Origin of the sequence: Paenibacillus oryziterrae (genome assembly GCF_042610485.1) — a bacterium.
In the GTDB taxonomy this organism is placed as follows: Bacteria; Bacillota; Bacilli; order Paenibacillales; family Paenibacillaceae; genus Paenibacillus_AQ.
The window spans coordinates 306,716-320,994 of the sequence record NZ_JBGJZO010000003.1; the positions used below are offsets into that span (position 1 = coordinate 306,716).

General features: G+C 46.5%; 9 protein-coding genes. 8 read left to right on the forward strand and 1 reads right to left on the reverse strand.

Annotated elements, in window-relative coordinates; all coding sequences use genetic code 11:
- Positions 1-24 precede the first annotated feature (24 nt).
- The gene (locus ACAN55_RS06100; RefSeq protein WP_379129520.1) at positions 25-429 is read right to left on the reverse strand and encodes a CBS domain-containing protein; all 405 of its coding nucleotides are present in this window, start codon (positions 427-429) and stop codon (positions 25-27) included.
- 143 nt (positions 430-572) lie between these two features.
- Between ACAN55_RS06100 and ACAN55_RS06105 the strand changes: the two genes are divergently transcribed.
- The 8 genes from ACAN55_RS06105 to ACAN55_RS06140 all read left to right on the forward strand — a co-directional run bounded on the left by ACAN55_RS06105 (position 573) and on the right by ACAN55_RS06140 (position 14,237).
- Positions 573-1,145: a TetR/AcrR family transcriptional regulator gene (locus ACAN55_RS06105; protein ID WP_379129522.1), complete on the forward strand. Its 573-nt coding sequence runs from the start codon at positions 573-575 to the stop codon at positions 1,143-1,145.
- Between the two features lie 220 nt (positions 1,146-1,365).
- Positions 1,366-2,058: a DUF7002 family protein gene (locus ACAN55_RS06110; RefSeq protein WP_379129525.1), complete on the forward strand. Its 693-nt coding sequence runs from the start codon at positions 1,366-1,368 to the stop codon at positions 2,056-2,058.
- A gap of 152 nt (positions 2,059-2,210) precedes the next feature.
- Positions 2,211-3,290, forward strand: coding sequence for a winged helix DNA-binding domain-containing protein (locus ACAN55_RS06115; protein WP_379129528.1), 1,080 nt, complete (start codon positions 2,211-2,213; stop codon positions 3,288-3,290).
- Between the two features lie 60 nt (positions 3,291-3,350).
- A complete protein-coding gene (locus ACAN55_RS06120) occupies positions 3,351-4,025 on the forward strand; it encodes a response regulator transcription factor (protein ID WP_379129530.1) in 675 nt (224 codons plus the stop codon).
- Positions 4,018-5,208, forward strand: a complete 1,191-nt coding sequence (locus ACAN55_RS06125; protein ID WP_379129532.1) for a sensor histidine kinase — start codon at positions 4,018-4,020, stop codon at positions 5,206-5,208. The genes ACAN55_RS06120 and ACAN55_RS06125 overlap by 8 nt, the downstream gene beginning before the upstream one ends.
- A 67-nt stretch (positions 5,209-5,275) precedes the next feature.
- Positions 5,276-5,959, forward strand: coding sequence for an ABC transporter ATP-binding protein (locus tag ACAN55_RS06130; RefSeq protein WP_379129535.1), 684 nt, complete (start codon positions 5,276-5,278; stop codon positions 5,957-5,959).
- Positions 5,956-8,610: an ABC transporter permease gene (locus tag ACAN55_RS06135; RefSeq protein WP_379129538.1), complete on the forward strand. Its 2,655-nt coding sequence runs from the start codon at positions 5,956-5,958 to the stop codon at positions 8,608-8,610. The genes ACAN55_RS06130 and ACAN55_RS06135 overlap by 4 nt, the downstream gene beginning before the upstream one ends.
- 200 nt (positions 8,611-8,810) lie before the next feature.
- Positions 8,811-14,237 carry a diguanylate cyclase gene (locus ACAN55_RS06140; protein WP_379129541.1) on the forward strand — a complete coding sequence of 1,809 codons (5,427 nt, stop codon included), beginning with the start codon at positions 8,811-8,813 and terminating at the stop codon, positions 14,235-14,237.
- Positions 14,238-14,279 lie beyond the last annotated feature (42 nt).

Below are 14,279 nucleotides of genomic sequence, written 5' to 3' on the forward strand. Positions count from 1 at the left end.
GAACCGTTAACCGCCTTTCAACGTTTAATCCGTTATATTTCTCGTATAATATTCGATGATATCCTTGCGTCGAATAATGCCTAAGAATAACCCAGCACTATCGATGACAGGAACAAAATTCTGATCTGCTGCAAGTGTCAGCATATCCTCCATTTGAGCATTTATGAAGACGCTCTCATTATGGACATGCCTTGCAATTTCACTGACAGGAATATCCGCCATGTTGCTAAAGTTTAATCCGGGTGTATTTTTTAGCATCCACAGCAGGTCGCCTTCGGACAGTGTACCGGTATATTTACCTTCGGGGTCTATAATGGGGATTGCTGTGTAGTGGTGTTGCTCCAACTGATTCATCGCTTCTAGCATAGAGAATGACGAGGTAACAAAGGCGACTTGATCCTTGGGCAGCAGAAATGAAGAGATTTCCATAATGTAAACTCCTTTTCTGTGGATTTTAACCTGTTCACTCGAATTTCAGTGGTATAGTTACTTTAATAAAACATCAGCGGCAAAGCAAGAAAAACGGAAAATTGCAAATTGACATTAATTAAACGATCGTTTATTATAGGCTCATGAGACGTAAAGATGATAACAAAAACGAAGCGATTTTTGAAGCTACTATTGGGCTGTTGAATGAGATCGGATTCTCCGAAATTTCAATGTCCAAGATCGCGAAGAGAGCCGGCGTATCTTCAGCGACGATCTATGTTTATTTTGAGAACAAGGAGGATATGCTCGCCAAGCTCTATGTCAGGGTCAAAGATAAGATGAGCCGTCAGATGATATATAAGATTGATGATTCCATGCCTGCACGGGAAGTGTGCGAGAAATTCATGAGGAACTCGCTGCAGTTCATTCTGGAGAATAAGGACTACTTCATGTTCCTGGAGCAATTCTCTACCTCGCCCCTGATTGATAAGTTATGTCTGGAGGATACCATGACGATGTTCATGCCGCTGCATGCTTTAATCCGGAAGGGACAAGAGCGAGGAGAACTGAAGACTCTGGAGCCTGTTTATCTGCTGACTTACTGCTATATTCCAGTTACCCAACTGGCCAAAGCCCATTTCAAGGGGCAGTTTGAAGCGAATGAGGAGCACGTACGACAAATCATTGAAATGAGTTGGGATGCCATAAGGGTATAAGGCGTCCTTTCTTGTTCGTATACATTAAACGATTGTTCGGTTATTATTAAAATGAAGGGAAGAGTTATGAATGAAAACAACAGTATTCAGGACGTTGAACGAATCTTCAAATTATTAGGCATTTTATGGCAGAAATTAAAGCCGCTGAGAAATAATGCGCAGTCCCGGCTGAAACTGAGGAATATTTTCGAGAGACAACCTAACTTCATGGAGCTTAAATATGAAAGATGACATCATAGCTGCCGTCACTAAAGGAAGAAACCGGAGCGTACTCTACCATTTCACCAGGGCAAGGAATCTCCAGGCCATTTCAGCACTAAATACCTTGTACTCAAGTGTAGGCATAAAGACCGGATCTGCGGGTGAGCGCAGGCTGAAAGCGGAAACTACTGTGTACCGGGGTTACCCGGTCACTATTAACTCCCACTTGCGAATAGCAGACAGCATGATAGATGCTGGGACTACAGTGGAGCAGTTCCGCGCTTGTCTGGACCGGCATATCTTTTTTTGGCCCACACTAAAAGACTGCCGGAAGATGATGGACACTTACGGCAGAAGAGAACCGGAGGAGCATTTTGCCGTATTGGCTATGGATGCCAGCTCCCTGATCTATGATCATTTCGATTCAGTGAAGTTGTCGAAATACGACTCTGGCAGCTCCCCAAGGTTTCCCTCCCGCTGCAGTTACAGGAAGAGCCCGGAGATGCTGCTGCCGATTTCTTTGTTCCAGAGGTCCGCGGATAGCCGGGTTCCCGCCAAGTCTTCGGATGTTAAAGAAATCCTGGTAGAAGATCAGGTCAATCATGTGTCGGCATATTTGCAGGCCGTGTATACCCCGGAATTGAGTGATGTGTCTGAGGCTTGGAGGAACAAAACACTTCCATATACAGATTTATATGAACAAAAAGAGTGACAATATATACCGCAATAGAACGGACTCCTTCGATGCATGCATGCGCGTGAGGAGTCCGTTTTGTTGTTCGGTAGGAAAAACGAGCTTAGATGTTGAAATTACAACGGAGAGTTATAACAACTGTGATCGAAATTTGGTGGAGGTGCTGCAGAGTGAAGAGCAATTTGATGGGGTTCAGACGCCTGCATAACCTGTGCATTGCCGGCGCTGAAACCGAGGCCCCCGGGCAGGTGGTACAAAGATTGGGTGCGCTCCAGGCACAGGACTATATGCAGTCACTCTGGGCACTTGGCTCCCGCCTGTCTTCCGGTAACGTGGCGGACATAGAGCGAGCTATCGCTGAGCGGCAGCTTCTGCTGACCTGGGTTCAGCGGGGGACTATTCATATGGTACCTTCAGAGGATGTGGAATGGATGCTGCGACTTGCGGCGCCGCGTGTCCTGCGGAGTGCCAAGACCAGGCTGGAACAGCTGGAGCTTGATGAAAGAACATTAGAGAAGTGCAGGAGGATTATTTATGATGCTTTGAAAGGGCATAAGGTGATCACACGTCCTGCGCTGATGGAATTACTCGAACAATCGGGAATCAGCACATCGGGTCAACGAGGATATCATATCCTGTGGACCAGCGCCTATCACGGCTTGATTTGCTTCGGGCCGGTGAGCGGTAAGCAGCAGACGTTTGTTTTGCTGGACGAGTGGGTGCCGGATTCCCGCGATTTATCCTTTGAAGAATCTTTGTCAGAGCTGGCCCGCAGATATTTCACTTCGCATGGACCAGCGACCGTTCAGGATTTTGCCTGGTGGGGTGGTTTAACTCTTGGCGATGCCAGAAACGGATTGGATATGTTCAAAGGAGAGCTGGTCTCCGAGCTGCTCGATGGCCTGGAATATTGGATGCCGAATACTTCTGTAGATGTGCCTCATGATGAAGACGTCTACCTCCTCGCCGGATTTGATGAATTTATATTAGGATATAAGGACAGGAGTGCTGTACTTGAACCACAGTACGCTCCGCTGATCGTACCTGGTAACAATGGAATCTTTCTGCCTACTGTGGTAGCAGGCGGCCAAGTTATCGGTACATGGAGAAGAACCATAAAGAAAAAAGGGGTGGAGATCACATTCTCCCCATTTCAGGACATTGGACGCATCCGGGCGGAGGTTCTGCAACAGGCGGAACGTTATGCCGCATTTATGGGACTGCCGTTAATTAAAGCTGAATTTCTATAAATAATAATATTTCCATGCTATTGAGAATTATATAAACGATAAACAGGCGGCGAATTATAAATGGGTAGTCTTTTAGTAGTGGAAGATGATGAAACTATCACATTCGGGATACAGTCATACATGCACAAAAAGGATTTCAGCGTGACCTGTATCGATCGGGTGGAGGAGGCCCAAAGGATTCTACTATCGGAAACATTTGATATGATTCTTCTGGATTGGAATCTGCCGGATGGCACGGGTTACGAGCTCTGCTCCTACATCAAGAGCAAATCAAGTGTGCCCGTAATATTCCTTACAGTACGGGATGATGAAGCGGATATCGTACAGGGGCTGGACAGTGGTGCTGATGATTACATCGTTAAGCCGTTTCAGCTCAGCGTATTATACTCGCGGATTAATGCCGTACTTCGCCGGGCGGGGAGTACGAATACCGCGAACACCCTTGCCTGCGGTGATCTTGTTCTGGACAGAAACCGGACACAGGTTTGGGTCGCCGGGCAGGAGGTGCAGCTTACGGCAGGTGAATACCGGCTGCTGCTGATGCTGCTGGAGCATAAGAACCAGACTTTGACCCGCAGGGTGCTGCTGGAAAGGCTTTGGGATATCGACGCGGCCTTCGTGAATGACAATACACTTACAGTAACCATGAAAAGATTGCGGGAGAAGCTCGGCAACACCGGAATTATCCAGACGATCCGCGGGATCGGTTATCGGGCGGAGGATAGGGATGTATGACAGAAGGCTATTTCAGGTATTGATTTTGGGTTTTGCAGCCGCTCTGGCTGCCGGTATATTCATGGGCACGCTTATATCCCTGTCGGTTAACCGGACAAGCCATAACGAATATGCCAAACTGATTGGTGCTATCTATAATAAACATCCGGACATGGAAGCCATCTTGATTCAAGGTCTACATAGCTCGGACGCTAATGACATGAACTCAGGCTCTGCATTACTTAACAGATATGGATACACTACTGATTCCTACGGGAAGGACACCACTTCTATTATGGCCGCTAGTATCACGGTGTGGGTGGTGTTATTTGCGCTGGTCGCTACCGTGTTTTTAGGGCTGCACAGGAGGCAGAAGCAGAGAATTGACGGACTGACCGGCTATCTGGGCGCCATCAATCTTGGCAAAGAGAGTGTATTGCCTCAAGCGGCTGAGGATGCCTTGTCCCTGCTGGAGGATGAGCTTCACAAAACAGTAGTCGAGCTACGGCAGACTCGGGAATCTGCGCTGCATGCACGGCAGTCCTTGGCAGATAATTTAGCCGATATCGCTCATCAGCTCAAAACCCCTCTCACCTCTATCTCAATGATGACGGAGCTTCTCGCCGAAAGCAGACAAGGAGTTCCCGAGGATGCCATTTATGTAGAGAGAATTCAAAGCCGCCTGCAGCATTTCGAACACTTGATCGCGGCTTTGCTAATGTTATCGAAATTGGATGCGGGAATCCTGGAACTGCGGAAGGATACAGTGGATGTACAGGAGATGCTGGCGGAAGCCGTGGAGCCACTTAAGGATATTATTACGGAAAGGAGACAAACACTTAGTGTTCAGGGTGAGCCCGTTGTCACTTTCATTGGTGATCCCCGTTGGAGTGCGGAGGCGATACGGAACCTGATCAAGAACTGTTCTGAGCATACACCTGCCGGAGGGAGTGTCACATTGTCTTTTGAGCAAAATCCGCTCTATACAAAAATTGTTGTGGAGGATAATGGAGAAGGACTAAATCCGGAGGATATTCCCCGGTTATTTGAGCGGTTCTTCAGGGGTAAAAATACACGTAAAGACAGTGTTGGAATCGGGCTCGCATTCGCGAAATCCATTATGGAGAAGCAGAATGGTCAAATTCGTGCGGCGAACCGCCCGGAAGGTGGGGCCAGTTTTACTGTGAAGATATACGCTCGCTGAACGTATGCTGTCACCAGAATGTCATTTTGGAGTGGTAAAGTGGCGGCATAAAGGAGGTTCAACTTAGATGGAAATATTACGTTGTGAACAATTAACCAAGATCTACGGTACAGGTCCTGCTGCAGTAACTGCCCTGGACGAAGTAAATCTAACGGTGCAAAAGGGCGAGTTCGTAGCCATCGTAGGGTCATCCGGTTCAGGCAAATCCACACTGCTTCATATGCTTGGTGGTGTAGACCGTCCAACGAATGGAAGCATCCGGATTGAAGACATCGATATTGCCAGTCTGAAAGAGGAGCAGCTTGCGGTTTTTCGGCGGAGGAAGGTGGGGTTAATCTATCAGTTCTACAATTTAATCCCAACCTTAAATGTCAGGAAGAACATTGTACTGCCCCTGCTGCTGGATGGCAGAGTTCCGGATGAACAGCAGTTTACAGAAATTATTAAGACACTTGGTTTGGAGGAACGGCTTAACCATCTGCCCGGTCAGCTTTCCGGAGGACAACAGCAGAGGGTAGCCATTGCCCGTTCCCTAATATACCGTCCGGCGATTATTCTTGCGGACGAGCCTACGGGAAATTTGGATAGACGCAATACGGAGGAGACCATTGAACTGCTCAAGCTGTCTAATAAAAGATTTCATCAGACGGTGCTGGTCATTACGCATAATGAGAAAATTGCCCTCGAAGCCGACCGGATTCTTACGATCGAGGATGGCCGTATCGTTTCCGACAAGGCGGTACGCTCATGAAGATCCTTCATGAATATGCTCTTTCACACTTGAGGGAGAACAGAAAGAACAGCATCTTTTTGTTCACGGCTATATTAATAGCTTCCATGCTGATTAGTGCCACAGGTGTGTTCGTCCATTCGCAGTGGTTGAACGAGGTGGACCAGGTTAAGGCACAGGCCGGAGAATGGCAGGGACACTTTCGTGAACCGGTTCAGAAGAATGCGCTGAAATATATTGAACAGAACCCGCAGGTAGAAGCCATATACATAGAAACACAAAGCCAGTTTCTTCAACTGACAGGAACCAAACGGCCTTATATTCATCTGGTTGGGCTTAACACTAATTCATTGGAAAGTCCTTCTATACACAAAAGACTGCTAGAGGGCAGACTGCCAGATAAAAAAGGAGAAATTGTACTCTCGCAATTATTTTTTAAAGAGAACCCGGACATACACATCGGTGACCAATTAACGCTTCCCGCGGGAAAGCGGCTGCTGAACGGGAAGATCGTTGCCGGAGACGCTCCTGTATTGAGTGGTGAGATTTTTCAGGCTTCAGGCGAACCATCCATTATGACCATTACAGGCTCATTGAACCAGACTTCACCATCGGCATATCCAGCGTATTACGCATACGGGTATCTGGATATGGAATCACCGCTCCCAAATGAGGAGTATAATGTGTCAGCAAAACTCAGCGATATCCGCAATGCTTATGAAGTGTTTCCGCAGCTTGCCAAGAACATTGGGCTTAAGCCAAATGAAAGCGGACGGGTTGATATCGTTTATAACACCGCCCTGCTGAAATTGTATGGTCTTAATGATCCGGATGGAGTATCCGTCGGGCTGCCTGGATATACGCTTCCGCTTCTGTTATCGCTTGGATTAGTAGCGCTTGTATTTGTTGTGCTGATCTATAATGCTTTTAGCGTAACTTCGGCCAGCCGGATCAGGCATTTAGGGATTTTGAAGAGCATCGGGGCGACACCTAAGCAGATTTCTCATATAATCCGTTACGAAGCTTGGATATTAGCCTCATGTGCAGTGCCGGCCGGTATCCTGTTTGGCTATGGCGGCATGGCAATGGTAATCCGTGGTACCTCCTCCCTGCTTCAGCATGATCTGGATGTACCGCTTCGTGTCCATTTTTCCTGGAAAATCGTGCTCCTGTCCTTGGTTGCCGCCTTTCTCACAGTTCTGATATCCGCGTGGGGGCCTTCTAGAAGACTAAGTAAAATGCTTCCCATCGAGGCTGTGAGAAACACGCCGGTTGAACGGAAATTACCGAAGCCGCGCAGCCGAAGAGGGGGATACAAATGGTTCGGAATTGAAGGCGAACTGGCTTGGAACGCTTTGTCAGCGGGTAGGCGGGCTTACCGGACAACCATGCTCTCACTGACTTTGTTTATTGCTTTGATCATCGGCTTCCAGTCTTTTGCGTCGATCTGGATGCTGGATCAGAAGCAAACGCTCTCTAATAAGGCCTATACACTGAATATTTCGGCTAATATTGTTGATGAACCCGATTCGGGGATGATAGAGGAATTAGCTGCAATTCCAGGTATACGCAAACAAGTGATGTACCGGGAATCCTATCACACGCTTTTGTGGGATCCCGGCAAGCTTCATTCGGACTTTCAGGCACTCGGGGGATTTCGGGAAGAGGATTTTAACGGGTGGACCAATCTGTCGCGGGAGGGTGGGCAGACACAGGTATTTGTTGACCTGATAGGCTTTGATGCTGCATCTTTTGAAGACTACTGCAAGATGACTGGCATTGATCCGACCCTGTTCAAGGGTCCTACTGAGCATGCGGCTATTATCGTTAATTATACGACGGGTAACAACACGGCCTTATTGGATAAGCATCCGATTCCCGCTGCCGATTATCTTAAGCTGACACCTGGCGATACCTTGTCTGTAAATGAAAGAGCTGGGATGGAGGCACAGGAGCTTGGGAGTTACGGCCTCAAGGTTGGGGCGCTTACACGCCAATATCCGGTGCTGGATCAGTATTTCTTTCCTTTTGATCTGGTTGTTATCGTACCTATGGGAGCGTACATGGATATTGTGCAGAATTTGAACCCGCAGAGGGGCCTGGAATACCTGAGTGTGAACTACAAAGCGGATATTCCCCGCAAGGAATTGGCAGCAGCACAGGAACAAGCTGAGACTATACTTGGCAAGTATCTGCCTCAAGAGGACTGGAGCAGTGTCTCCCTGATTGAGCGTGAGGCTTCTTATGCCAGATTAATGGCTTCCATTGAACTGCTGATCGGAGGTTTTGTGGTATTTCTGGGTGTGGTCGGTATATCGGGTGCCTTCTCTGCGGTGACCGGTAATCTGCAGGTACGGAGAAGAGAATTTGCAATCCTGCGGAGTGCGGGCTTGTCGCCAAAAGGGTTGAGCCGGCTGTTGCTGCTTGAGAGCCTAATGTTCGGATTCATCCCGATGCTCCTGTCCTTGCCACTGCTGATTGTAACCTGCACGTTCATTCTACGAAGTTCAAACAGTGTGAACTGGGGTTCCTTCCTGGTTCATGCGCCGTGGGGATACCTGCTTTCTGCCCTGTCCTTCAGTGTGGGAGGAGTATGGCTGGCTTACCGGATTACCGGGAGCATGATCAAGAAGGACAACATTATTGATGCGATCAGAGATGAGAGAATATAAAAAGGTTAATGACGCCAACGGTAGAATCCGTTGGCATTTTTGATTAAAAAAATATGGAAGCCTAGCGGCAGGAATAAATTGGCTTCATATCGAATAGTAAGCCTTAATATCAACAAATTTCGACTTTTTGAATGAAAAAGATAGAATGTTATCACATTGTACGTAATAATGTGAGATAACAGCTAAAGGCGGTGTGGGGGATGCTTTTCATTGATAACTATCAAATTCTGGAGACGATTTCAGATAATCATATAAAGGCAGTCTATCGAGGCAAGGATACTCACTCTGGTGAGACTGTTATCCTGAAGGTCCTTAAGTCTGAATATGCAGGTCATGCAGAAGTTATGCGCTTTAAGCAGGAGTATAAGCTGCTGAAGGAACTCAGTTCATCTATACGGGGAGTTATTAAACCTACTAAGTTATCGGAGCTAAACGGTTATTACATGATGGTCCTTGAAGATATCGAGGGAATCTCGTTGAAGAGTATCCTTGCGGATGAAAGACCGGGAGCGGAAGAACTTTTGCGGCTTGTGGTCAAGATCGTCGATATCCTTGGGGCTATACACGAGCAGAATGTAATACATAAGGACATTAAACCATCCAATATTATTTGGAACCGGGATACCGATGTAGTTCAGATCATTGATTTCGATCTTGCCGTGAAATTGTCCAAAGAGAAACCTGATTATCAGAACAGTGCTGTATTTGAGGGAAGTCTTCCTTATATTTCTCCAGAGCAGACTGGCCGGATGAATCGAAATGTCGACTACCGGAGTGATTACTATTCACTTGGTGTAGTCTTATATGAGTGTATGACAGGTATCAGACCGTTTGAAGCGGAGGAAATCCTGGATCAAGTGTACTCTATTATCGCTAAAGAAGCTGTCTCTCCTTTTGTATTAACCGGAGGCAAGATATCCAGATCACTATCTTCTATTATAATGAAACTTATGGAGAAATCCTCGGAGAATAGATATCAAAGCTCATATGGAATCAAAGCCGATCTTATCCATTGCCTTGAGAATAGTGGGGATTTCGAGATCGGCCTGAACGACCAAATGAATTTGTTTCGGATCCCTCAGCATATTTATGGCAGGGAAGCAGAAATTGATAGTCTGGTAAAAGCATTCCAGAGAAGTTCTCGTGGTATCCCGCAAATCATGATGCTCTCCGGTGAGGCCGGGGTAGGTAAAACGGCACTTGTCCATGAATTGTTTGAGTACATAAATCAGGAGAATAGTCTGTACGCGGAAGGTAAGTTCCAACAATATAATCAGTCTGTGCCTTACAGCGCATTGATTCAGGCATTGCGGAAGTTGGTCAATCAGCTCATTGGAAGTCCGGATAAGGGGTATATCCACAAAACAGGGAACTCGATTAGGCAGGCTTTGGACGGGAATGGAAATCTTCTTATAGGGATGATTCCTGAGCTGGAACAGTGGATCGGAGTTCAGCCCGAACTTGAGCCCTTAAATCCTGCCGAAGAGACAAACCGCTTTTTCCTCGCCTTCGCTAACTTTTTGGAGGGGATCACCCAGGGGGATAGACCGCTTGTATTATTCCTGGATGATGCACAGTGGGCTGATCTAGCCAGCTTACAGCTTGTGGAGCGATTGATTTCCGGTAATCATTTACGGAAGTGTTTTTTCATATGTTCATATCGCCAGAATGAAATTCCTCAAGGACATCCTTTGTTTGCGATAATGAGCAAGCTTGAAAAGAGCCGGGTAGCCGGACATATTATCCTGGAACCTATGACGCCCGGAGATGTGGAACAACTTGTTACGGATACGCTTCACACTGAGAACGGCAAGGTACATCAACTGGCTGCAATCATTTATAAACGGACCAAGGGGAATTCTTTTTATGTAAAGGAAATTCTTAAGGATCTGTACCGTAATGGGCTCCTGTTTTTTGATGATCTCTTGGGCGGTTGGTCATGGAATCAGGAAGAAATTATGCAATTGCCGATCAATGACAATGTGGTTGATTTCTTAATGATCAAACTGAAGAATCTGCCGCCGGATGTTCTGGAAGTCTTGATGCTTAGCGCAGCTGTGGGAAGTGTATTTGATTATCAAATGCTTGTAATGATCAGCAATCATACGCCGAAGGTCATAGCTCAGTCCATTGTTAAGGCTGTTGATGAGGATATTATTGTACCCCTTAATTCCAGTTATGCGATTCTGGACGGTATCTCGGAGGAAGCGAACGAGTCCCTTCCAGGTTTGAGAGTTTCATTCCGTTTCCAGCACGACCGTATACAGCAGGCGTTATATCAGCTGCTTGATCCCGCGACCAGCAAGAAACTGCATCTAACCATTGGCCGATTGATGCTTCAGAATATGGAATCTGATGCACTGGAAGACAAAATCGTAGATATCGCTAACCATATGAATCAGGGGCTTGATTATATCGTTGATAAGGTCGAGCTTGATGAGGTTATAACCCTTAATCTGAGAGCTGCCCTGAAAGCGAAACAGGCTTTTGGTTACGACTCTGCCTTCAAGCTTCTGGAAGCGGCTATTCGACTGCTCGGGAATACGGCTTGGGATGAAAAAGCACAGAGGACTGCGGATATCTATGTGCTCTATGCACAGTGCGGCTATCTCACACAACATGTAGAAGCCGCCGATAGTGCTTGTGCGGAGCTGCTTCGTCATATCCCGGGCAAGTTTGACCGTGCAGAAATTTATGAACTGCAGGCAAATCATTATATGTATCTTGGGATGATGACTGAATCCATATCCGCAGGCAAACAGGGACTTCAAGAGCTTGGAATTCATATCCCCAATAAAGTTGGAATGGCCTCTGTACTGAAGGAGTTCGTCAGTATTAAAGTGGCTCTGCGCGGAAAGACGGCAGATGACATCTATGAGGCTGCGGAAATGACAGATCCTCAAATGAAGCTCATCATGAGACTTCTGATCAACTTTATTCCTCCGGCGTTTATTTCAGGAGAAACCTCGTTGTTTGGACTGGTTGTTCTGAAAAAGGTAGGTTTAACTCTGAAGTACGGAAACTCTCCAGAATCAGCCCTTGCTTTTATCGGATATGCCATGCTGTTGTCCGGATTTGGGGATATCAAGGGTGCTTTCGAATTCGGGAGGCTGGGCATACGGATCAACGGTAAGTTTAATGATCCCAAGTGGAAGGGGGCAGCCTATGTTCTCTATACACTGTTCTGTCACCCGTGGTCGGAGCCCTGGGATACCTTGCAGGATTGGTTCACTGTGTCCATGGAATCCAGTCTTCGGTCAGGAGATTTGTTATACCTGGCCCACTCCAGCTTCTATGTGAACCTTTGGAATCCGACTCTCGATATTGCTTCGAGCTTGCAGGACATTGAGAGATCGATAGCTATTATTGAGAATACAAAGTACAGAGAATCTTTGGCGACAACTAAGCTGGTGCGGCAGTATTACCTGGCCCTTGCGGGAGAGCTTCAGGATAAACTTTCTTTTAACGATAAGGACTTTAGTGAAATTGCTTATCTCAAGCAACTGGAAGATGCCAAATACTACTCGGGAATAGCTATATACTATATTTATAAAATCAAACTGTTGTTCACCTATGAAAGTTACAGTGAGGCAATGGAGTATATTGATAAAGCCTATGCGATTATTGGCACACTGGCCGGTGCAGCATTTATGGAAGAGTTCGCACTCTTTACCTTCCTCAACCTGGCAGGCGGATATAAGGATATGAATGCAGCTGAGAAATTGCGGGCGCGCTCAAGAATGCACAAAGAGCTTGGAAGAGTGAAGAAATGGGCCCGGAGCGCGCCGGATACATTCAAACAGCATGAGTACTTGATGAAGGCGGAATGGGCAAGAATCAAAGGTAAGAACGAAGCAGCAGGGAAATTTTACGATCTGGCAATTGAAGCCAGTGAACGGGGAGGCTTTGTTAGATACAAGGCCCTGACTAATGAGCTCGCAGCGAAATTTTACTACGGTAAAGATTACAGGGAATTCGCTGCTTATCTACTGAAACAATCAACATATTATTACTCTGTGTGGGGAGCCAAGGGGAAAATCCGGCAATTGTATGACCAATATCCGGATATCTTCAATAAAATGAGCACGAAAGAGTTTCTTCAAGGCCCTACCATCACGGATTATTCGGAGAGCCTAGATCTCGACTCTATGCTTATGGCTTCACAGGCAATTTCCAGAGAAATTGATTTGAACAGCCTTTTGGAGGCGCTCATGGTCATTGTTATCAAAAATGCCGGTGCGCAGCGGGGTTGTATCATTATGAGCGCCAGCAGCGGATTAATTGTTGAGGGAGAGTATAAACCGGATGAAGATAAAGTCTCGGTTGTTCTCCATGATCAGCCTCAACAAGCCCAATTGCCTCAATCCATCTTACGTTATGTGGAGAAGAGCAAGGAGAGTCTCATCTATAATGATGCGTTCTCGGAGACGCAGTTCGTCAATGACCCCTATATGGTCAAATACCAGCCTAAATCACTGGTCTGCATGCCGCTCATGAATCAGAATAAGATTATTGCGGTCATCTATCTTGAGAACAACAAGATTACGGGAGCATTCACGAAGGAGCGGATGAAAATCATCAATCTGCTCTCCCGTGAAATGGTATTTTCTCTGGAGAATGCCAGTTTGTACTCAGATCTAGAACGTTCGGAGGAGAAATACCGCACACTCGTGAACAACTTGCAGGATGGCATATTCATAACCCAGAACAAAAAGTGTGTGTATGTAAATGAAGCACTGGCTGCAATGCTGGGGTATGAAATGGATGAAATGATCGGAATGCCCTTTGAGAAATTTGTCAGCCCTACCGAACGAGAAAAAGTAATGCATTTTTACAACAGACGGTTTGACGGGAAAAGTGTACCAGGCGAGTATGAGACAAGGCTTATTCACAAGGACCAGGTTCGCGAAATTATCGTCATCCACAAAGTGACATTGATTAATTATTTGGATACGCCGGCCATTCAGGGGACTGTGAAAGATATAACAATCAGGAAGCAGGCTGAAGAAGAGCTTAGACGCCATAAAGAACACCTTGAGGAGCTTGTAACTGAGCGCACCCGGGAGCTTGAGATGAATAATGAGGAACTAAATAAATACATTAAGCTGATTGAACAAATCTCCATCACGGATGAGCTAACCGGTCTGTATAACCGGCGGTACTTCAACAAGGTATTCCAGGAAAAAGTCGAAGAGGCTGTAAGAGAGGGGGGGGAACTAACCTATCTGATGCTCGATATTGATTATTTCAAGAAATACAATGATACGTACGGTCATTATGAAGGGGACAATGTGCTGCGTGAGTTTGGAAAAATGCTATGGGATGTAGCCGGACAAGAGGACAGATTTGTATTCAGGCTGGGAGGCGAAGAATTCGGGATGATCATCCCCGAAATTAGCCCTAAACAATCGTTCGAATATGCTGAGGGTCTGCGCAAAAGCATTGAGGACTTGCGGCTGCCTCATGAGATGAGCACGGAGTATGGGATCATTACGGTCTCAGTAGGTATCGCTGCTGTGAAAGTTCACAATCTCAGGGAAGAGGATATCTACAAGCTGGCAGATGACGCACTTTATCAATCCAAAGCATCCGGCAGAAACCGTGTTACGATGATCGTAAAGGAATAACCGCAATTTCCCATGGGTAAATTCCCCGTTTCATGCAGATAC

Bases quoted from the DNA above. Each gene is read 5' to 3' on its own strand.
- ACAN55_RS06140 (WP_379129541.1), top strand. From the start codon at position 8,811: ATGCTTTTCATTGATAACTATCAAATTCTGGAGACGATTTCAGATAAT.
- ACAN55_RS06130 (WP_379129535.1), top strand. From the start codon at position 5,276: ATGGAAATATTACGTTGTGAACAATTAACCAAGATCTACGGTACAGGT.
- ACAN55_RS06110 (WP_379129525.1), top strand. From the start codon at position 1,366: ATGAAAGATGACATCATAGCTGCCGTCACTAAAGGAAGAAACCGGAGC.
- ACAN55_RS06135 (WP_379129538.1), top strand. From the start codon at position 5,956: ATGAAGATCCTTCATGAATATGCTCTTTCACACTTGAGGGAGAACAGA.
- ACAN55_RS06125 (WP_379129532.1), top strand. From the start codon at position 4,018: ATGTATGACAGAAGGCTATTTCAGGTATTGATTTTGGGTTTTGCAGCC.
- ACAN55_RS06120 (WP_379129530.1), top strand. From the start codon at position 3,351: ATGGGTAGTCTTTTAGTAGTGGAAGATGATGAAACTATCACATTCGGG.
- ACAN55_RS06100 (WP_379129520.1), bottom strand. From the start codon at position 429: ATGGAAATCTCTTCATTTCTGCTGCCCAAGGATCAAGTCGCCTTTGTT.
- ACAN55_RS06105 (WP_379129522.1), top strand. From the start codon at position 573: ATGAGACGTAAAGATGATAACAAAAACGAAGCGATTTTTGAAGCTACT.